This is a genomic window from Cerasicoccus frondis, from assembly GCA_031296915.1.
In the GTDB taxonomy this organism is placed as follows: Bacteria; Verrucomicrobiota; Verrucomicrobiia; order Opitutales; family Cerasicoccaceae; genus Cerasicoccus; species Cerasicoccus frondis.
Window position 1 is genome coordinate 106915 of record JAVDPC010000002.1, and the last position, 22298, is coordinate 129212.

The following is a 22298-nucleotide window of genomic DNA, read 5'->3' on the forward strand; positions in this document are numbered from 1 at the left end:
TCCCCGTTTCTAGCATGTCGCTAAAGACTCTCGATCAAAAGCTGAAGCACATAGCCAATGGCTCGAACAGCTTTGAAGATTTCATCATCGCAGATGCCAAAGATGCCGACATGGCATTTGGCATCATGGCGCCTGGCCCTAATCGAGCCGGCCACTGCCCACATGGCTTTGATGCCACGCAAAAATGCTACAAAACACTGGCGGACTACCAATCCCAGATCCGCGATGTTATCAAGCAGAAGATTGTAGACATCGTACTGCTTTCGGCGTCCAACCTGGAGATTCTGGGCATCGAAGAAGGCCTATTTAAAAACTCCCCGATCACTCCCGCCGCTCGCGCAAACGACACGACCGACGTATGGGCAGTACGTGGTGGCGTCTATTCCAAGCAGCCCTCCCGCCATTTCCGCACAGCGACCATCGACCATATTAAATACGGCAGGATGGAATCGCATTACGGTCGCCCCTACCAAGGGGCCGATCTGGGCCTCTACTCAGTAACCTTCACGAATAATCTGGATTGGGACTACGCCGCCCTGGAGGCCTTCCATGACTTCCGACTTGAAGCAGAGAAAAAGAATTTCCGCTACTTTCTCGAAGTCTTTAACCCAAACGTGGATCCCGGCTTTGAGCCCGCACAAACGGGCAGCTTCCTCAACGACAGCATTATCCGCTGCCTTGCTGGCGTGACCAAAGTCGGGCGCCCGCTCTTTCTAAAGATCCCTTACAATGGACCCGGCCCACTCGAGGAACTTGTGAGCTATGACAGTAATCTGGTCGTAGGCATCCTCGGCGGTAGCGCCGGCACCACATTAGATGCCTTTCAATTGATTCACGACGCCAGTAAATACGGCGCCCGCGTAGCCCTCTTCGGACGCAAGATAAACCTTTCCGAAAACCCGCTGCTGTTCATCGAGATGCTGCGCCGCGTTACGAACCGGGAGCTGACACCCAAAGATGCGGTGCGCTTCTATCATGATGCGACTTCAAAAGCCGGAATACCACTCGCCAGAAGTCTTCAAGACGATCTCGAGCTAACCGATACGTCGCTTAGCTATTCACCATAGGAGACCCCATACACATGACTCACACAGAACTAGCTAAGTACATTCGTGAGCAAAAGCATCGGGTCCAGAAGCTCCCCGTCATCACCGGGTTCGATGGGTTTGTCGACGAGCTGATTTCTGTCGTCAATCAAAGACATTCCCTGACGCACTTCCAGCGAATCGAAACCATCGAAAACTTCAGCGAGACCATCGGAGCAGCCGCTGGTCACAGCAGTTTAAGAGAAATTGTGGTCAAGACCGTAGACCCGGGTGGCTGCGCGATCAATCTCGGTGATGGCCTCGCTGAATTTGGCATTCCCGTGTCCACTTACGCAACCGTGGGCGAGCCCATCCACTCTGCCTTCACGGACTATTCGCAGAAAGTCCAGCTCACGAGCTGGGGAAGAGCACCCGGCAAAACACTGGCCTTTGAATTTGCTGACGGCAAGTTGATGTTTAGCTCCGTCAGCCACCTGCAAGAGTTCACGCCAGAACGCCTAAGGCACTATTTGAAAGACGGTCATTTCTTTGAGAATTGCTATATCGCGGCGTATATTGCCATTACCGATTGGACGCTATTCCCACACATGACCGACTGCTGGGAATTCTTATTGGAAACCGTCTTTTCCAAGCTCGAACATACGCCAAAGATTTTCTTTGATTTAGTGGATCCGTCCAGCCGATCCGTGGAAGACATCAAAAAGATGCTCACGGTTCTCACGCAGTATAGCGAATATTGCCACGTCACTTTAGGGTTAAACCAGAACGAGATAAATGTGCTCAGCAGCCTGACCAACGGCCGCATCATGAAAGCCAAATCTCCCGAGGATGCCCTCGTCCAGGCTCAAGATTTACAGTCCAAGCTAAACATTGACGCCGTCATTGTGCATTCGCTGCGCTACGCCGTAGGTTGCGAAGGCGACCAGACAGCATCCATGAATGGCCCCTACTGCGAAAAACCGGTGAAGTCCACTGGAGCAGGAGACCGCTTTAACGCAGGCTACATTCTTGGCTGCCTCATCGAATGCTCACTTGCAGATCGCTTAACTTTGGCGACGGCCACCTCGGGCTATTTTGTGCGGCAGGCGAAGAGCCCTACGATTGAGGAACTGGCCCAGTTCATTGAGACCATGGCATCAAGTTAAAAAATCAATCAGCTGCAAAAAAATAACCAGCAGCATCGACCACGCTAATGCTAATTCCGTGTAAATAAACACAAACCCAAGCGGCATACAAATAATATCAATACAGAACCAGCACACAGCCAAACAATGGCGCGAATTTTGCTATTACTTTTATTGGTAATATGGAACTAACGACCACATATGACGCATCTTCTTTTAGCGCAAACCACAGCGCTTCACGTCATCGTTATTTGCGCTCCACGAGACAGCAGGAATACATCATCCCGAGCCCTCGCATCGCACGGGACGGCTTATACATCAGCGAAGCCCTGATACTTGGGATTCGACAAGGCGCCATAGCCGCCAAACGCAATACGATCCCAGCGATTGCAACGCTCACGCTCATGCTCCTACTCACGATTGCCTACTACACAGTGCCAACCGTAGGCAACGCATTCGATGAGCTAAGTCGGATTAAAAAAGAAACCGGTCCCCTATTCGCATTTCTGGTATCAGGCACTTGCATCGGAATACTATCGGAGACCATGCGTGTGCTCACCACGAAGGATCGCTTTAGCGCAAAAACCAGCCTCCTAAATTTCCTCTTTCTCTTTTTAGCGTTCGGCATCCTCTCCAGCATCAAGGACCCAGTCTACTGGCTACTCTCAGAACAGTTCGGTGAGAACAATGCCCCCGGCACAATAATCAAGAAGGTCCTTTTCGACCAACTGGTTTGGACGGTGTTCATTGCCTGCCCGTATCAGTCATTCCTGTTCACCTGGAAAAGCCATCAATTCTCCTTTGATAACTTCAGGCTATCCTACCCAAATGCCTCTGAATTCCTGACGCGAAAGACCGTGCCCGTTCTCGTATCAAACTGGGTTTTCTGGGTGCCAATGATTACAATCATTTTCATCTTCCCTACCCGACTGCAATTGGTGGTGTCCATCATAGCCATCAGCTTGTGGGTCTGTATGCTGTCGATGCTTACCTCGTCTCCTAAAACAAAAAACGAAGCGAGGACATAGTATGTTCATTATCAACGAGGCAATCGCGCAGCATGCGCAAGGCATCAATTCCATAGGAGTCAACCAACGCTTCTATAGAACCAGAAACCGGTACAATCCCAGTGACTTTGCGCGGGCCGAGGCTCACGACATCCCCAAAGACACGCCGTACTGGGCAGAGATCATTGTCCGGGCCTTCAACAAGGGAAGCGATGCGATCAAACGCAGCTTGGCACCTGCGATACTTGTCTGGGGACTAATGGCGGCAATTGCCGCAGTCTACTACGGCATTCCAGCTTCGCACGCCTTCTTTATTAAGCTAGATGCACTACGCGCAAGCCTGGGAATTATGTTCCCGTTTCTGGGCATGGGCTTGTCTGTTGGCGTGCTGGCGGAAACCATGAAAGTGCTGTTCTCCCCAGAGCGCCGCTGGAAGAAAGAGAATACGATCACCGCAGGCTTTAATCTATTCATGTTCGGTGTGCTTGGCGTCACCCAGAGTTTCTTTTACGATGCTCAAACTTGGTTAATTGGCTCGGGCAACACCCCGCGTATCCTACTGGCGAAGATGCTCATCGACCAATTCATCTGGACAGTCTTCTTCGCCAATCCCTACCAGACACTGCTCTTCACCTGGAAGGAAAAGGGATTCAACACACGCCAGGTAATGAGCGAATTGCGCCCATTCAAAGTATTCTGGGGGCTACAGGTGTTGCCTGTCCTCATTACCAATTGGGCTTTCTGGATTCCGATGGTGCTGATCATCTATAGCTTCCCGACCACACTCCAACTCCCCCTGGTTATCCTCGCCGTAACCATCTGGGTGCTACTGCTAACCATTCTCACACAGTCGAAGGAAACGAAATGAATCAGCCATCCCCATCATCGAGAATGCCGACGGCGAAAAAGTCATTTATCGCGGTTGGGACAATCGTCGTGGACTACCATAAAGTAGTTAAGCATTATCCTAACGAACGGGCTAGCGCACGCATTTGCAAAGAGATACTCAGCACAGGAGGCGCGCCATTAAATGTCCTCATCAACCTGGCCAAGCTAGGCACCTCCTTCGAACTTATTCTAGCCGGACGCATTGGGCGCGACCTTGATGGGAAATTCATCATTGAGGAGTGCGACAAACACAACATCAACCATTCACAGATCACGCAGGATAAAGAGCTCAACACTGGCTATACCGATGTCTATACGGTTGAAAGCACCAGTCGCCACACCTGTTTCCACTATGATGGCGCTGGCCAGGCATTCTGCAGAGATGACGTTAGCATCGATGTGATCGAGAATGCGACCTGCCTCTTCCTCGGCTCACTGGGGGCCCTCGGCAAAATGGATGACAATGATCCGGAGATCGGCTGTTCCCAGTCCACGAAGCTGATACGCGACGCCAAGAAACGCGGCCTGATAACGATACTCGAATTTGCGCCACTGGACCACGGGACCACCATTCATGAATTTGCCGGCCCGCTAAAAGAGACCGACTATGTGATCATCAACGACCGCACCGCCGAAGTCATTACCGAGCAAGCGGTTTATGCCGAAGACAACTTCGACCCGGAACTCGCCCGTAAGGCCGCGCTAGAAATCCTTAAAATGGGCGTTCGCCGCGGCGTTATCATACAATCGAGCGCAAGCGCTATCTACCTCGGCGCTGACGATACCTTCATACACAAGTCTGGCTACTATTTGCCATGGAAAGAGCGCATAAGCTCAGCAGGCGTAGACCATGCCTTCTGCGCTGGGTTTATCAAAGGTCTACTTGAAGAAGATTCGATGACTGATTGCCTCAATTACGGGCTGGCTTGCTCAACTGTCTGCCGCCGCGATCTCACACCGTCTGGAGGTCTCAAAAGCCTGGATGAATGCCTAGACATTTGCAACAAGCTCAGACAACCCATCATGAGCTAGGAACCTCAACAAACGCGTCCGATGCCGACCATCATTCAGCCACTCAATAGAACTGCTAACTTAGCTAGCGTTTCCGATTAAGCTTTCGTCGCTAACACAGGACCGAGAGTTCGTCCATATAAGCTTAATCCATGAATTTAGTTAAAAAAGAAATTGCTTCGCTATAACTATTTTTAGTAATATCTAAACTTCTTAATTCCCCACCCCCTTTCCATCTACTCGATGGCCCAGAGGCGCTTGCCTTAGAAATACAATACCATGCATACCATTGACTGGCTCCTCGTCCTCATACCACTTTGCGTGGTAAGCTATATTGGCTTCAAGGCCCAGAAATACGTAAATAGTGTATCAGACTTTTTGGCAGCCGGCCGTGTCGCAGGCAGATACGTGCTCGCTGTCTCTGCGGGCGAGGCCTCTTTTGGCCTGATCAGCCTCGCTGCGGGTTTTGAGATGTTTTACAAGGTCGGCTTTGCCCTATCCTTCTGGAACCTGCTCTACGTGCCTGTTTCAATTCTGATTACGCTCTCCGGCTATTGCGTCTATCGCTTCCGTGAAACGCGCTCGATGACGATGGGGCAGTTCCTGGAAATGCGCTACAACAGGGCTTTTCGCATCTTCGCGGGTATCCTCCAATCGATTTCAGGCGTCGTCAATTACGCCATTTTCCCAGCGGTTGGCGCACGGTTCCTAATCTATTTCTGCGACATGCCCCTGGAGATTAATGTCATGGGCGCGCAGTTGCCAACCTTTGCCTTACTCATGGCAGGGTTCCTGACCCTTGCCGTCATCATTGTTTGTCTGGGTGGCCAGATAACCATCATGACGACGGACTGCATTCAGGGCATATTGAGCTATCCCTTCTACATGATAGTCTCGGCATTCCTTATCTTCAAGTTCAGCTACTCCGGAGAAATGGCTCCAGCCTTAATGGATCGCCCAGACGGCTACAGTATGGTCAACCCGTTCGATATCGAGAAGCTGAGAGATTTTAACATCTTCTATATCGTCGTTGGCATATTGAACAGCACCTTGAACCGCATGAGCTGGTCAGGGACACAAGGATACAACGCGGCCGCCGTTAACGCCCACGAACAAAAAATGGGCGGTGTTCTGGGCACATGGCGCGTGGGCTTCTCCACGATGATGTTCGCCCTCCTAGGCGTCGTGGCCTTCACCTACTTAAACAACGCCAACTATACGAATGAAGCCGCCAAGACTCGGGAACATCTCATTGCGAAAACTTTTGAGGACTCAACCAAAGGCAAACTTGAGAACAACACCCAGCTCCGAAACGACATCAGTCATTACCTGCAGACTGGCGAGCTGTCCGCCCCGCTACAGTCTCGCATAGATAGCACGATTCTCGATGTAAACGACAGTTCCTATAGCGCTGAACCGGTTCAAACGAATGTAAAGTCCATCCTACTATCTGAAGACCCAGCTGCCGCACAAACATTCGATACCATCTACAAGCAAATGCGGGTCCCCTTTGCGCTGAAAGATATTCTCCCCGTTGGCATTATGGGCATATTCTGCGCTCTCTGTATCTTCCTGTTGATCAGCACCGACACGACATACATGCATTCATGGGGCAGCATTATCGTGCAGGACATAATCATGCCACTAAGAGGCGATAAGCCGCTTTCACCCCAAACCCATCTACTCTATCTACGGCTTGCCATCATAGGTGTGGCACTATTCGCCTTCTTCTTTTCGCTACTTTTCGCCCAAGTCGATTACATCTTCATGTTCTTCGCCATTACTGGGGCGATTTGGACTGGCGGCGCCGGACCTTGCATTGTCGGTGGTCTCTACTGGAAACGCGCGACAACTGCGGCCGCCTTCACGACACTCATCTTGGGCTCTTCAATCGCTGTCGGGGGCATCGTCATGCAAAAGATCTGGGCGCCCTCCATATACCCATGGCTTGTGAGTCATAATTGGGTATCGAACGTCAACAGCGTTCTAATGACCCTCTCGGGCCCTTTTGAACCCTTCATCAAATGGCGAGTTACTCCAGACAAGTTCCCCATCAATTCACAGGAGCTTCTACTCATCGGGCTGGTTGTCTCCATTGGCTCCTTTGTGGGCGTTTCACTACTGACCTGCAAGAAGCCGTTTAATATGGACCGCCTCCTCCATCGAGGCAAATACCGCCTGCCCGGTGACCCCGACCATAAAGGAACTCCCGAAGGCCCGATCCCCCTCCGAAAACTGACACCTGGAAAAATTGTCCAGAAGTTTGTCGGCATTAACGAAGAGTATTCCAAAGGCGACAAAGCATTGGCATGGTCCGTTTTTGTCTACGGCGTCGTTTGGCTGTTTGGCAGCACCCTGATCATCACGATCTGGAACTTCATTTCGCCATGGCCAGACCAATGGTGGGCAACTTGGTTTGCCATTCTTAAAATCTATTCGACCGGGCTCATCGGGCTGGTTTCCACCTTCTGGTTTCTAATCGGCGGGATCATCGACTTGAAAAAGATGTTTAGCCGACTCGCCGTAAAGGAGATTGACCACTCCGACGACGGGCGCGTGATCCGGCGCCACGACTCAGATGACGACGACAAGGCATAGCCACTGCGAGGACCAGCTTAGAAACAAAAGTTTGCTATTATGATGCTTCATTCTATCTACCATAAATAGTATGAGCCACTCTAGCCAAAGTCAGCAAGGCCCCCAAAAGGCCTTCGGTAACACGAACCTCGCCAGCACTCACAACCACTTAGCCGCGACATCGAAACGTGTGCGAAAGTTATACCGGGAATTGCTGCACTACATTTCGACGAACAACTTAAACCCAGGCGATCTGCTCCCCAAGCACGAGGAACTCCGCCAGGAACTAAAAACGGGCAGCAACATGCTCCATGAAGCAATATCCATGCTGGTCTCAGATGGCGTTCTGGAGCGAGTGCGCGGCACCGGAACTCGTCTAATCCGTACGGATATAGTCTCCCTCCAAACCTGGACAGTCGGCGTCCCAATATTTGACGATCTGGTTTATGGATTTGAGCCCATGCTGGAGCACTACCTCAGACGTGCACTCATCAAGAACGGTTGCAGTGACCGAACCTATGTCTTGAAGCCAACGACAAGGAAAGAGCTTAGCAATTACAAACCCGAGCACTTTGCCGGGCTGGAAGATGATATAGCAGCACAGCAAATCGATGCAGTCCTGACATTTCATCCATTTGCATGCGATAAGCTGCCTGTCTGCTGCGTAGCCACAGAAGGCAGGAATTCATCAATGAAAGTGAATATTGATGACTCGGGATTCGTAGAAGGCGCCATACATGAACTAAACAAGCGCAACCTGAAAAACATCGCTGTTATCGGCCCGGAAAGATACAATACAAGACGTAAAGCTCATCTAAAAAAGAAGAAGATCAACCAGAAGTTAACATGGATCGATCAAGCAGGTCGAGGCGGTATTGATGCAGGCATTCACAGCGCTGAAGAGTACCTAAAATTAAGCAATCGCAAACCTATCGACGCCATCATTATACTCGATGAAATCATGGCGAATACGATGCTTCAAATCGTACAAAACCATGGGCAAAAGCTTCCGGTCATTGCATTACAATGCAACCAGCAGGTCCCAATTCCAATTATCGGACCAGAGGTCATACGCTTTGAGCTAGACATCCTGAAGCTGGCAGAATCCGCCGTCGATTGCATTGTAAAAAAGCTGATGGATCCGACAACCAAGGTTTCCAACGTCCTCGTCCGGCCCACTTTGATCGAAGATAGTTAGCGGGCAAGACCACTGAGCCCAACCAAATGTTTCATGAAATCAACCATCATCTACATCACCCTATGGGGCTCTATCGCTCACGCCATATTCTTAACCGGATGCAGTCACCATACCGCGATCCCAGACAATGCCGCAGGACTACCCGCGCCACAGGAAATAAAGGCGCTTTACGTTCCCGAAGGCACGCGCATTGATGGGATTTTAGACGACGCGATATGGGCAGATGCCCCGATCTACCAAATGCATGTTAGCATGGATCGTGAAGCTGCAGGCAAACATCTCGCACAGGGGGGCCAAGTCCAGTTTGCGTGGAACGAGGAGTATCTCTTCGTTGGGGTCAACTTCATCGATTCAGATGTCGTCGCAGAAGGCTCTAAAAATGGAGAACAGCATTTTCGCCTGGGCGATGTCGCAGAAATCTTCCTTTGGCCAGAGGACAACACTTGGTACTGGGAACTTTACGCAACGCCAGCCGAACTGCAGTCTGCCTATTTTTACCCCGGCCCTGGTCGCCTGGGTGTCCCTAGCTCATTCGAGCATATCATGGAACTTGAAGTCTCGGCCCAAGTCGATGGCACCCTCAATCAGTGGCCTGGAAAAGACCAAAGCTGGACTGCCGAAGTTGCTATCCCGGTTAGCGCCCTCACCGAGCGCAGTGAACAGTGGGGACCAGACTCAAACTGGCGCGTCCTGATCGGCCGCTATAATTATTCCGCTGAGTTGCCCCGAGTCGAACACTCCGCACTGATCCCACTTTCGAAGACGAGTTTCCACTTACGTGAAGAATACGGTCAACTGAAGTTGCTGCCACCCGGCGACCAAGCGCATTCTAAATAAATCACTGTTGAATATACAAGAGCATGCATCCATGCGACCGCTCTGACATTATCGTGCGCCGAGCAGGAATGGAATTTCCGAAGCGTTAAAGCAATGCACGGAAGACTGGGCAAATATAGACGCTCGGCTCGAACTGGCACAGGAATAGCGATCATTGAAGACAAACAATATACGCTTAACGAGTTAACCTTCAGCAAAATTGCCAAGAATTCTACTTCCTGAGAAGCTATTTTTGACCCCAAGTCATCATAACAAAAAGAAAGAAAATCCATGAATACAACTACACGCATGTTAACTGCCACCTCGTCTCTACTCCTCGGGATGAGCCTGACTACCAATGCCGCCACACTCGTCAATTATGACTTCGCCGGAGCCACGACCTCACCCAACATTTCAGGAGCCAATGTAGACACCCAAAACGCATCTTTCGGCACACCTTCAGGCTCATCCGTCATTGGCACGTCTGGCAATGGCGGTGGAAACGTCTATTACGGCCTCGAAAACGCGGCGGCCTCCGACAGCGAAGCTACGGCTGTCAGCAATAATATGTATTCTCAGTTTACCCTAGCGCCTGCGGACGGTTTTTCGATTGATTTCACGGATCTTAGCTTCAGCTATGGCGGCACTTCACCAGCTGCGAATTCCTACACGGCGAACTTTATCGTTCGCTCAAGTGCAGATAACTTTACGAGCACACTTGGCACTTTTACGCAATCCGTACCGGCCGCTTCAAGCAACCCAACTTTTGCCGCGTCACCGGCAACCATTTCCCTGAGCGGTTTTGAGCCGACCACGGAAGCAACAATTTTCCGTATCTACGCCTTTGTCACGCTAGATGGGGGAGAAACTTTCAACGTGCAAGAACGACCACGAATTGATAACGTCCAAATCACGGGTGAAGTAACGATGATCCCCGAAGCAAGCCATGCGGCAATTGCCTTATCCGGCTTGGCATTTGGACTCCTGACACTCCGCAAGCGGTTTGCCTGAGGATGTGATCATTCAAGAGGGAATAAAAACCATGAGGCATTATGCTAAAAGCCCACGAGGATTTTCACTCGTAGAATTACTAGCGGCCATGGGAATCATTGCAATCCTTGGAACGATTGCCATTGCGGTCATTGGCAATGTCAAGGAAAGCGCAAGAAGCACTGAATGCATCACGAATCTCAGGACATTACATTCTGGTTTCTCTCTGTATGCTACCGATAAGAACATGGCCATCGCTTCCTTCGACCAAGGAACAGATGAAAGGCATTGGCACCGCTTAATTTGGCCCTACATCAACATCAGTAAAGGCAGCACCTACGAAAGCTGGGGCGATGCATACGCCTCAGCTAGTAGTTCAAAAACTGGGTGGTGCTATACCTGTCCTTCCCTTGAGGCGGACATCAGTTACGTGACCTATGGTATAAATAGCAACTTGAATGGCAAGCGCTGGGAGAGTCGTGCCGATGTCATTTTATTGGCTGAGACACAAGGAACCTCTACGAATCCTCAACCAATCCAAAGCCTTACTGGCAGTGCAGGCAACATAGACCTTCGTGTTGCAACCAGGCACTCAGGCAACACAAATATTCTCTTCGAAGATGGGCATGTAGATACCCGCTCAGCGGAAGAAATACCTGATAGATATACCAAGCCCCAGCTCTGGGGCCTACAACCTTAGAACATTTTCCACTCGAATTGCCTGCTCAGATGGACGTGAGAAAATGAATGCAGCGCAAGGCGGAGACGATTAAGCGGGTAGTATCCCGTGATTGAGTCTCCAACACAGCGGCCTGAAGAGACAGTTAAAACTTAAATTTGTATAGTCCCCAATTCCCTAGCCTAGCGATACGCTTACGGAGCATATTCCGTAAGCGTATTTTTTGGCACAGACTTCTTGAGCGCATCTCCCTTTCTCCAAGTACCTTCAATCATGATGGTCTTAGGGCTCGCAGGCACGTTTCGCTCATTCCGATATAACATATCAACCAATGCCTCAACAGCAGCCGCTCCAACCAGATTAAAGTTCTGGTCGACACCGGCACAATCGCCGGACTCCGGAGTCCACTGCAAGTGCACAAACTCGATCGACACTTGCGCGTCTCGCATCCAATCCCTAACCTTGAGCGATTCCCCCAGGACGACTTCTGGACGAACCTCTTTTATCCAGCTTAACAAAGACTCTCGTTCATATTTTGGCACAATCTGAGGTGGGATACAATCTTTGGGAGCAATGTATTTTTGGCTAAGCAAATAACCAGCCTCCCAGGCATGGTCGATTCGCGCATCTGAGTCTCTTTGAACAAACATGCCTATGCGCCGGTAGCCACGCTCCAATACGCGCTGCATGGCGAGTATGATCGTATGGAACTGATTATTACAAATGCGGTGGAGCACCGGATACGAAACCGAGTAGTCAAGCATTACGGCGGAGAAATGCTTCCATTCGAGTGAAAGCGCAATCGTTGGACTCAAAAATGAAGTAATGATCAACCCTTGTATTCCTCGCGAAAAAAGCACTTGGCTTAATCGGGTTGCATTCCCACCGAGGTCCTTCAGCGAGAAATAATCGACGCCAAAGCCGAGCGACTTCGCTGTCTCCACAATCCCATTGTCCAAGTTTCTGACTAAAGGAGAGCCACGCCATTCATCCCATTCGCGGGAAATGATGACCGCGATTGAACTGTCCAGGGCATCGTTACGCGAGGCGCGTAAATTGGCCATTAGCGCTGAAACCATTGGGTTGGGACGATAACCCATGTCGATGGCAATTTGCTGAATGCGCTGCCGAGTCTCCAAACTAATGCGTTGATGATTCCGCAGCGCCATGGAGACGGTTGCTCGCGTCACGCCGGCCTGATCAGCGATGTCCTGCATAGTTGGGGCACGATCATCCTTCATGGATCTACATGCTATCCTCAAAATATGTGAAATTTCAAGTGATTTCACCTACATCGCTTAACGAGTTAAGCACCTCGGTGATTGATGCTGACGGCGCCTCAACCATTGATTATAAGAATGGTAGAAGAACGAATATATGACGTCGTAATCATCGGAGGCGGGGTGGCTGGGGCTATTGCTGCAATCGCTGCCGCACGCGCTGGTGTGGACACGCTCTTAGTGGAAGAACAAGCCTTTCTCGGCGGCACACTAACGTCCATGGGAGTCGGCCCCATGATGAGCTTCCATAACGACGACGGCGAACAAATGGTGAAAGGAATACCCGATGAGTTGATCGAGCGCCTGAAACTGAAGAACGGCAGCCCGGGCCATATCCCCGACACCACAACCTATTGCAGCACAGTCACTCCCTTTGATTCAGAACTGCTCAAAATTGAGCTGGAAACCATGCTCACGGAAGCTGGCGGCCAGGTGCTCTTCCACACACAATTGGCTGAAGTCAACGCAAGCGCATCTCACATTGAGAGCGTTACAGTCTGCAATAAAGGGGGACTGAGCACCATACGCGCAAAAGTTTTCATCGATGCCACCGGCGACGGCGACCTTGCAATGCGCGCAGCAGTGCCTTTCGCCCACGGTCGCGAGCAAGATAACGCGACCCAACCAATGACGATGAACCTAAAGTTGGCCAACATAAACACCGAGGCCATTCGTCAGTATGCGATTTCTCATCCAGATAATTTTCTCTGGGCAAACGGAAAAGAAGAAGGGCTGCGGCGCCTGCAACTCGGAACCGGGATCAGCTTGGCTGGATTTCTGTCCGAGTGGAAACAAGCTGTGAAGGATGGCATCATCACCATCCCCCGCGACCAAGTGCTACTTTTTGAAACTGCAAATCCAGGGGTAGTGATCGTCAACACGTCGCGCATTCTTGGGCTCAATCCCACGAACCCACATGATTTGAGCAAAGCGGAAATCATAGGGCGTCAGCAATGCTATGAGCTATTCAACTTTCTACGCGATCGCTGTATCGGTTTTGGGTCTGCCGTGAGAATGGACACAGCGGCCAAGGTAGGAGTCAGAGAGTCCCGCCATATCCGGGGCCTGTATACGCTCTCCGCCGAAGACCTACTTACGTGCAAGAAATTTGACGATTGCATCGCCTGTGGAGGATACCCAATCGATGTCCATTCCCCTGACGGTAATAAAACAATTACGCAGCGAGTTCCGTCATATCAAATCCCGCTACGCAGCCTACTCACCGCTAAGCCGGAAAATCTCGTAGTCGTGGGGCGCTGCGTCAGCGCTACACACGAAGCAGCAGCAGCCATTCGCGTAACCCCAATCGTAATGGCAATCGGTCAAGCTGGAGGCACCGTGGCCGCCGAAGCGCTTCACTACGACAACCGTCCCGCCTCCGTCCCAGCAAAAATCGTTCAGTCCCTACTTCTGGATCAAGGCGCTTACCTTGCCAATTAGGCAAGCCCTTTGCTTCTCAATAAAAAAGAGCGAATCATCAATCGATTCGCTCTTTTTTTAACGCTATGCAACAGCACAGTTGCCCAGGGCTATACCCCCTGAACCCCAGGCAACTGTATGATGCTATCGCAATACTTTTTCCACTATCTGCCCTGCTGGAAGTTCAATGGTCATGTCTTCACACTCGATGAAGTCAAAATCGGGCGTCCGCTTTATCAGGGCGGTGATCGCGCTATCCGTCGGATTATTAATCTGCAGGACCACCTCTCGTTCCCCCACCTGAACAGTATTCATAATAAGCTCACTATTGTCGGACGTAAAGGGATGGCCAACGAAGAGCTTACCGTCTCGCTCTGTGGGGAGGCGATGGCAATAGGCCTTATCCGCAACCATGCCTAGAGGGCGCATCGCTTCGCGTTTACTATCGTAGGCAACACTCGACCAGCGTGGGTTGAGGTTTTCCACTAGTATAGGCAGCACACAGGGGAAGTTCTCTGGAAGTAGTATTTCACCAGAAAAGCCGACACCTTGGCCATCGACGCTAAGGACATACTCCTGATTCGCAATCTTGCCGAGCGAGGGCTTTACCGTGTAACTGGTAGAGCCACTCACAGACAAACCTAGCTGCTGGTAAAACTGCTCGGCTTCCTCCTTAGGTGGAAAGGTTGCGGCGCGCCCGGAAGCGAAGACAATCGCGCGGTATTTCAGCTCAGTCCCGGCCTTTAGCGTCTCACCCGCCATACGATAGCCGACGAAGACTTTCCGGCCACGAACGGCAAACTCAAGACCATCAACAAGACTGTAAATACCGACCGCACCAAAATACGACGGATAGGCCAAGAGATAGGCCCCTTCATTCAAGTCACCCTCGATGCGAGTCACGAGATTCAACGGTTCATCCACCTCACCAGTTTCAGCATGGCGAACCGCAATACGTTCATACTCATCGTCCAGCGGGAAGCTCATCTCCATCACCGAAATTCCCATCGTCACATCATCTGCGAATGTGGTGTCTTTAATTATGGTGATCGTTCCTTCAAGGATGACAGGAGTGGATAAATGACCTGGGTGAATGAAAGTCGTGTAGGTCATTTCCGCATTAAACAAGCTCAGCGGAATCATCGGACCAGGTCTGCCTGGCGCGGGCCTTTCGACCTCCGGGCTTTGAGTAATCGTAGCCTCCGCAAATTGTACGGCCGCATCCGGAGAGCTTAGAAGGCGTCCGATATTGCGAGATATCGCAATGCCGCCTTCGATGTGATCGATCGACCGAATAACTGGTGCAGGAGATACATCTGCAGCCCCGTAAGGCTGACCATCGTAGCCAGATAAACGGCTCAAATCTTGATTAATGGGCGGCACCAGGGATTCACGAAAACCGCACTTCTCCATACTGAAGGGCACCGCATAATTGCCCATGGTCGAACCCGTTGGACTCAACGGCGCAGGCGTTATCGAGCTCCCCAACATGTTGTTTCGGTCCTGGCACCAAGTAAGTTGCAGCAGTTGATTCTTTGTCCAGATCTCATCACTGATTGCCTGGCGACCGGCATTATCGGTAACGACCAAAATGAGGTTGTGCATATCATTGTGATTGAGCTGCATCGTGTATTCGAAGCTTTCAGCTCCCTGCGGCAGAAAACGTTGAATCTCACGCATGCCGTCCATCACCTTGATTTCCTTCAGTCCCTTATCACTAGACACGGCAAGTCGGGCGGCGATCCGATAACGCGTCCAATCCCAATGGCCACCATTAAAGTCGATACCCGTGCTACGCCATTCATCAATCACTGGCCCGTTGGTGACATAAGTCGTCGGCTCATAATAGTCCGTTCTTTCGCCCAGGCGCTCTTTCATCCCCTCAAGGGTCGAGCCCGCATTGCGCAGCCAAACGGTCTTAAACTCATCGCTATTCCAGGCCTTTTCCAAAGCCTCGGCAGAATCCATTAAATTGATGGTTATCGGAGACACCCACTCAGTGCGCGCAGCACATTCCAGGTAGACATCCATCATCCTGTCGGTCAGCTCACCGTCCTTGTAAGTGTATAGCGAGATAAAGGGATTGTGACTCTTAAAATCCGTAGCCGGCATGCCAGAGGTTTCTTCTCCGGCCAATCGATAATTACCGCAGGCCATACCCGTACGACCGCCATTATTCGTGGCCCAAATATGATGCCCATCGGTGATGTGAGTTCGCAACAACTTGGTGCCCTCTTTCAAATTTTGTGGCTCAGGCAATGTAAGCCCCTCTTTGAAGCCAAAAAAGTTAACCCCCAGAACGTCTTTCGCGCGAATCCCCGGGAGCAACAGTAAGTCAGCATCACTATGCTCTGCGCATTCTTGTTTGAGCTTTTCAAAGTCCTCATCACTCAAATTTTCGTAGTCTTCGAGAAATACCAAGTAGTCCATGCCGAGCTTACGGGCGGTCGTCGCATACTCACTTACCGTAGATGAACCTCCACTAAGGGTGCTACGCGCACCAATGAGTCCGATAAATTGCTCAGTTACTTTTTCCAACGGACGCAGCATGGGGTTCCGTAATGGTTCAGGGTATTTAAACTTTTCGAGTGCATAGGTCTCAGACAAACTAGCAGCAATGGTTTGACGCCCTGCTTCCACAGAAGGCGCGCCCAGCCAACCCAGAGCATTCATCAGAAGGATATTCAAATCGGAAGGTTTGCCTTTTAAACCTTTGCCAGTGCAAACACCGTTGTAGACACCATTGCCCGCAATAAAGTCAGAGAATACTGAATTGATTCCGCAAATTGCCATACGGCCCTTGCCATCGACGAGGCCATCTCGGACAGCAAAAATAGAAAGGGGTTCAGGAGGGGTATGGAACTTAGCGTCTAAAACCCAGGGGGATTCGTAACGAATAGGAGTGTAAGTAGTGCCAGGGCCAACCTCAACGAGACTCGTCCAGCTATCATCAAAGTTAAAAGGCACGGTATTGGGGTGGCGCATAGTGCCCAGGTTGTAACGGTGAACTTGGGCATCCGGGCCAGCAACAGGATACCACAGTCCTTCGACACCTTGAGTAATCGGACTACCACGAATTTGAGTGGTATAGGCATACCATGCATAACCGAATGAGCTTAAAACTGGAGATTTATCCATTAGCGTACCCGATAATGGATATGCGCCGTAGGGGTGAACCACATCCCAAAAAGCTTTGGCGCCCCGGATGTCCATTTCAGATGGAAAGACGAGGATGCCCGCACCTTGCGCAAGCGCATCGTGCAGCCCTTGATGAAAAGCCTCGGTGTTGTTAATGAATTCGTCCGAGCTTTCGACTCGGTTAGGTTGCTGTAAGAGCACGAGAACATCAAACTGCAGCATGTAATCTTCAGGCAGATCCTCCAGATCGAAGAAGGACGCATATGCGACTCGATAACCTAATCCGTCCAACCGCTCGATATTCTTCCGCATGGCAGCGCCGCCATCGGCCATTGGCATCTTCAGGCTCAAAAAGAGCACTGACGGCTTTTCTCCAGGCGCATCCAAAACGGCTTCCGTTGATCGCTCAGGTTGCGGCTCTAGACTGGCTTGGTCATCACTATAGCTGCTGCCAGATGCGATTGGCGTCACGGTGACATTACGGATATCAACCGGACCACCGTAGCAAAAAAGAGCGACTTTCACCGAACTGATATTCATATCTTTGAGCGAAAACTCCTTCTCTACGGTTGACCAAGACTCTGTAGATTCGGGCTTAAACCGTTTAGTAAAGAGACTCGTCCGAAACTTCTTGTTTATGTAGAGAGTTAATGCACCCCAAACCTGACCGGTTCCACGATACTCAAATTTAAGTCGGTAGGAATCCGCCTCGACCGGAAAATTCTTATAGTACCAAATGCCAACAGGCTTTGTCTCGGTCTGGATCAATTGAACAGCATTGGACTGATCACCGGAACTACCAACGATAACCGCTTCGCCAGGATAGGCGGGATTAACACTCCATCCGGTGGGCATTTGGCCTTCATGAGTTTCAACCATCAACTCGACCATCTTCGTTTTCGGAACTTCCACCCGAGCCTTCGGCAAGAATTCGCCATTGATGGGCAACCCTTCCGGATCGGCGCCAGCATGGGCAAGCGAAGCCATACACATGAAAAGGAGTAAACGAACGAGTCCGCAGATTTTCTGGCTTTCACCATTCGAATGCGGGGACAATTTTGCTAATGATATTGCAGACATGTCACAAACGTTAGCCAAGTGCTTTCAACCTGAAAAGCTTTCGCAGAGTTAACTCGTTAAGCGATCAAAAATACTACCGAATGAGATAAGCTTAACGAGTTAACTCGGCATAATGTTGCTGCTTCTGAAGCGACGTTCTCTAATAACGACATCAATTCTTAGCCAATGTCGCCATCGAATACAAAAGACCCGCTCATCAAAAAGGCTAAGCCGCAATCACGCCTGCTCGGTGGCGTTCAGCCGGATGACATAAGACAACGCTATGAGACTTCCACTGGCGTAGTCCGACGAATGTTCGACCACTTGATCGAAGTCGCACGCGACCCAGAACGCATAAGCACTCATGGAGTCCTGAGCACGGCTCAAATTTCAGCAGGCATGGTTCACCCCCTACACCGGCCAGACGAAACTTGCTATGCTTTCTTAGCACTTCTGCTTACCGGAGAATCAATATTCGCCGACCTCGGCAAAGAGCGGCTGCGCTTAGTTTTGAATGATCTTGGCGACAGAGAAATATCCAATTGCTGTCAGTTACACACATGGTGCGATGCTTTCCCAATGGTTCGGTATGCAATCTACCTTAGCTGGCTGAACGATTTGGGCTACTTGACTGAAGAGGAGAATTCCAAGGCGCGAGACAAGCTACTCTCTTATACGCGATTTCATCCATTCGAACGATTACGCTCACGCTACCGCCCCCCCAAGTCTCCCAATAATCAAAATGGCTCGATGGGCCTGGCATGTGTGGTGACTGCCCTTCTATTCAAAGAGGGTGGCGAATTTGACCCACGCGTACGCGACATCCTCAATCTCGGCCTCAAGCACCTCATAGATTTCGTCACTGGATTTCCACTCGGGGGCTACAGCGGTGAAGGCTCTGGCTACAATCTCGGGGTCAACGCGTTTTTGCTCGTTACTGGGCTTGAAATACTAGAATCCGCAACCTCTCAGAACTGGCTGAATGTGCGTCGTGGATCGGACTTCGCGACGCCACAAGAAACGTTGCTCGCGATGGCTGCACAGTCCTCAAGAAGCGGGCTAAGTTTTCCGTGGGATGACTATGGCTACATGCGTGCAAAGCATGCTCTGGTTGGGAGTTATCTTGCTTGGAAAACAGGCAAACAAGAGCCATTGCGCTTCCTCTTTGAAACCGGTGCGGCTTTTGATACCCTGCATGTCGGTTGGGGATTCGACCATCGCCTATGGACATTGCTTTACTGGCCCGCTGGGCAATTCCCAAAAACAAAACCTACAACAAGCCTGAATTGCGCCAATCCCACGACGCATGCAGTGCAGGAAAGCGGCTCACACAAGCTCCACCTCTTGCATATCTGGGACTCTAGCGAGTGGCTACCCTTGCGGGCACACTGCAATCCGGGTTCCTTAACGGTAGAGTATGCTGGCGTCCCGCTGATAGTGGAAGGGCGACCCTGGATTGCCGCACCCAAGCGCTATTCGGCAGCACCCTTTACCATACCCAATCGATACGGTGGAGCAGTCAACATTGGCAGAGGCTCCATCTGCGCACACAACTGTATCATCGTCGATGGAGAGGATTGGTTTGCGCCGCAGGACGAAACTCGCGGCAAACTGATCCGCGCTTCGTGGCTAAATAATGCGTCGTATGTTTGCTCAGACTCAACCGAAGTCTATGCACACTATGAGCTCAACCAAGTCCGCCGCGAGACCCTGATGCTAGGCGAGGACTACATACTAGTTCGCGACTCTATCGATGCGGATTCCCCTCACACCTACCGATGGGTCGCACACGTTCCTCCGGGTAAGGTAACTATCACCGAAGAGTCCGCCACCTATACTTCTCCCCAGGGGATGGGCATTGGCTTTACCAACGATTCTGACAACAGCTTCGCGCTCCTACCCACGGGACGGTGCAACGAAATCAGCTACGAGGTCACCAAAAGCTCGGCAAGATTACACACGACCCTCTCACTCCAAGATACCTTTGAAGAGCATCTTGATTTGAGCTCAGGATGGGGCCTGACTTGGGCTGGCACACGAGCCAAAGCAAAGTCCCTTGCTTGCAGCACTAAACTAGGTGAGACCCATGATTTTTCGCAAGGCCCCTGGTTTTACACCACGAGCGAGAATCGTCCCGGCTGGATCGTATGCCGTAAAAAATTTACTCTGCAGAATTTACCTACCGGAGTCGCGGGAATCCGTTTCCCACGACACGCGACTGAGGTGGAGATGATGCTAAATGGCAAAACGCTTGAGGTTCCCCTAATTGCCGATGAGACAGAGCTTACCCTATCCTTCATAGACTGCAGTAATGCCCTTCAACTCGGTGAAAACGAACTGATCATATTCGCCGACTCCAGCGTGGATTTTTGCCCCTACGGACGCATCACACTCGGGCGCATTCGCGATTATCTCCCACGGGCTCAGCCGGAAGTCTACTGGCACGACGCCATCGAATGGATAACCACTCCAGATACCGTTGCGAAGGCCCAGATCTTCGTAAAGCAGTCTGAAACTAGTGGCTGTGCATTCAATACGACGAGGGTGAAAAACTCCGTGCTCAAATTGGAAGCGTCAGAACCAGTAGATGTCTCTTGGAATTCTGGCGGGCTCTCCTTTGGTGACTCCACATCAGCAGTATCCATTAAGTTCACAATGGGCGAAGCTTCGGGCACAGCAATACTTGGCGAGCTAGCGAATGTCACCTGGCTAAGCAAAGAAACAGTCGACGTTCACTTTGCCACCAAAGAGCTCAATCGAGGCTTCCCAACGCAATGGGCAAACTACGCATTAAGTGAGAGCATGCCCGCAACACCTTTGGTAGAGTCAGCCATACCAGAACAGCATTCTCTAGAGTCAATTTACCACCAGCTTGCCAGTGACGATTGGAAAACTCAAGTGCTCGCCATGGACGCAGCTCAGTGCATTCCGGATGAACACTTGATCGAAGCTATCAAAGAAAAACTTCAATGGGAAGTTCAGCATCATGCGACCTCATATGAGCCACAACCTGACGATCCGGCATGGTATCGGATCAAGGCAGCAGCAGCACGTTACCTTGGCAGCATTGGCCATGAACCCGCCGTGCCACTTCTAGCGACTCTACTGCAAGATCGGGAAACAATGTATCCAGCCCGTGTCGCGGCAGCCCATGCGTTGAACCAAATCCACTCGCAGGAAGCGCACGCAGCACTCGCCGAAATTGAAAGCTTCGACGAGTACAATGTAGCAATGATCTGCAGGGACATACTCACCAATTGGAACCTTTCTACTCAATGAAAACAAAAATATTCACTGCGTTCTTTACCGCTTTAATTACTCTGGTCAGCATCACGCAGACGCAGGCCAAAGAAACCACGGACTCGATAAAAGTCATCAACAAGGGAATTGGTGGCAATTGCGCAATCAATGGCTGGTCCCGCTTTGAACGGGATGTTGTTTCCCTGGAGCCAGATCATTTAGTTCTCTATTTCGGCATCAATGATGCCTGTAACCGCAACATCCCTTTGCCGGAGTACGAAAGCACCATGCGGCAAATGATCAAACGCGCGCAAGAAATCGACGTGAAGACGATCGTGCTCGTTACTCCGAATCCGATTGTAAGCGAGTATGTATACGAGCGTCACCCGGAACATCGCGAGACGCTTCCCAACATGCAGGAGCACCTCTCAACTTTTGCCGAAGCCATACGCGAGCTAGCCAAGGAATACAATCTGCCCTTGGTGGATCTGGAAAAAATTGTCAATGAGCACGGCGGCGCCACGACTGAAGCCTCATCACTGCTTCGCAATCCCGCGAACAGCTATTCCCGTGACGGCATCCACCTAACCCCGGAAGGCTACGAGATTTTTGCGGAAATGGTCGCCGTGCAACTACAAGACATCGTTCAGCCCGGTGACACTATTGTCTGTCTCGGTGACAGCCTAACGTACGGAGCTCATGTAAAAGGCGCCGGGACCTCTGAAGGTGAAAGCTATCCGGCGCAATTGCAGATACTACTCAATGCACCCAGGAACTCGGGTGACTCTGCTTTAAGCTGCAAGGCGATCTGCGAGTAAGCCTCGCG

Annotated in this window: 15 protein-coding genes; 13 read left to right on the plus strand and 2 right to left on the minus strand. The window is 50.9% G+C overall.

Annotated features, from left to right (window positions below):
* Positions 1–14: 14 nt before the first annotated feature.
* The 10 genes from RBB63_RS01920 (at position 15) to RBB63_RS01965 (ending at position 11357) form a co-directional block, all read left to right on the plus strand.
* Positions 15–1067, plus strand: a complete 1053-nt coding sequence (locus RBB63_RS01920) for a beta/alpha barrel domain-containing protein (protein WP_309380548.1) — start codon at positions 15–17, stop codon at positions 1065–1067.
* Positions 1068–1081: 14 nt separating this feature from the next.
* Positions 1082–2191, plus strand: a complete 1110-nt coding sequence (locus tag RBB63_RS01925; RefSeq protein WP_309380550.1) for a PfkB family carbohydrate kinase — start codon at positions 1082–1084, stop codon at positions 2189–2191.
* A gap of 161 nt (positions 2192–2352) precedes the next feature.
* Entirely contained in the window at positions 2353–3198 is an 846-nt protein-coding gene (locus tag RBB63_RS01930) for an Mpv17/PMP22 family protein (protein ID WP_309380552.1), read from the plus strand.
* A gap of 1 nt (position 3199) precedes the next feature.
* Complete coding sequence (locus tag RBB63_RS01935; RefSeq protein WP_309380554.1) at positions 3200–4045, plus strand: hypothetical protein; 846 nt, start codon at positions 3200–3202, stop codon at positions 4043–4045.
* Positions 4046–4068: 23 nt separating this feature from the next.
* Positions 4069–5097: a carbohydrate kinase family protein gene (locus RBB63_RS01940; protein ID WP_309380556.1), complete on the plus strand. Its 1029-nt coding sequence runs from the start codon at positions 4069–4071 to the stop codon at positions 5095–5097.
* A gap of 258 nt (positions 5098–5355) precedes the next feature.
* On the plus strand, positions 5356–7674 hold the full coding sequence (locus tag RBB63_RS01945; RefSeq protein ID WP_309380558.1) for a sodium:solute symporter family protein: 2319 nt from the start codon (positions 5356–5358) through the stop codon (positions 7672–7674).
* Positions 7675–7744: 70 nt separating this feature from the next.
* A complete protein-coding gene (locus RBB63_RS01950) occupies positions 7745–8851 on the plus strand; it encodes a GntR family transcriptional regulator (RefSeq protein WP_309380560.1) in 1107 nt (368 codons plus the stop codon).
* 33 nt (positions 8852–8884) lie between these two features.
* Entirely contained in the window at positions 8885–9688 is an 804-nt protein-coding gene (locus RBB63_RS01955; RefSeq protein WP_309380562.1) for a carbohydrate-binding family 9-like protein, read from the plus strand.
* Between the two features lie 288 nt (positions 9689–9976).
* Positions 9977–10678 (plus strand): hypothetical protein, encoded by a 702-nt coding sequence (locus RBB63_RS01960; protein WP_309380564.1) that lies wholly within the window; start codon positions 9977–9979, stop codon positions 10676–10678.
* A 31-nt stretch (positions 10679–10709) separates the two neighbouring features.
* Entirely contained in the window at positions 10710–11357 is a 648-nt protein-coding gene (locus RBB63_RS01965) for a type II secretion system protein (RefSeq protein WP_309380890.1), read from the plus strand.
* Positions 11358–11530: 173 nt separating this feature from the next.
* On the opposite strand, the gene RBB63_RS01970 is transcribed toward RBB63_RS01965, so the two are convergent.
* A complete protein-coding gene (locus tag RBB63_RS01970; protein WP_309380566.1) occupies positions 11531–12625 on the minus strand; it encodes a LacI family DNA-binding transcriptional regulator in 1095 nt (364 codons plus the stop codon).
* 69 nt (positions 12626–12694) lie between these two features.
* Here RBB63_RS01970 and RBB63_RS01975 point away from each other — a divergent pair, with 69 nt between their 5' ends.
* Complete coding sequence (locus tag RBB63_RS01975; RefSeq protein ID WP_309380568.1) at positions 12695–14056, plus strand: FAD-dependent oxidoreductase; 1362 nt, start codon at positions 12695–12697, stop codon at positions 14054–14056.
* Between the two features lie 123 nt (positions 14057–14179).
* Here the strand turns inward: RBB63_RS01975 and RBB63_RS01980 are convergent, their stop codons facing one another.
* Positions 14180–18253: a hypothetical protein gene (locus RBB63_RS01980; RefSeq protein WP_309380570.1), complete on the minus strand. Its 4074-nt coding sequence runs from the start codon at positions 18251–18253 to the stop codon at positions 14180–14182.
* 165 nt (positions 18254–18418) lie between these two features.
* On the opposite strand from RBB63_RS01980, the gene RBB63_RS01985 reads away from it, so the two are divergent.
* Together RBB63_RS01985 and RBB63_RS01990 are read left to right on the plus strand one after the other, a co-directional pair.
* Positions 18419–21511, plus strand: a complete 3093-nt coding sequence (locus tag RBB63_RS01985; protein WP_309380572.1) for a HEAT repeat domain-containing protein — start codon at positions 18419–18421, stop codon at positions 21509–21511.
* Positions 21508–22290: an SGNH/GDSL hydrolase family protein gene (locus RBB63_RS01990; protein WP_309380574.1), complete on the plus strand. Its 783-nt coding sequence runs from the start codon at positions 21508–21510 to the stop codon at positions 22288–22290. Before RBB63_RS01985 ends, RBB63_RS01990 begins: the two co-directional genes overlap by 4 nt.
* Positions 22291–22298 lie beyond the last annotated feature (8 nt).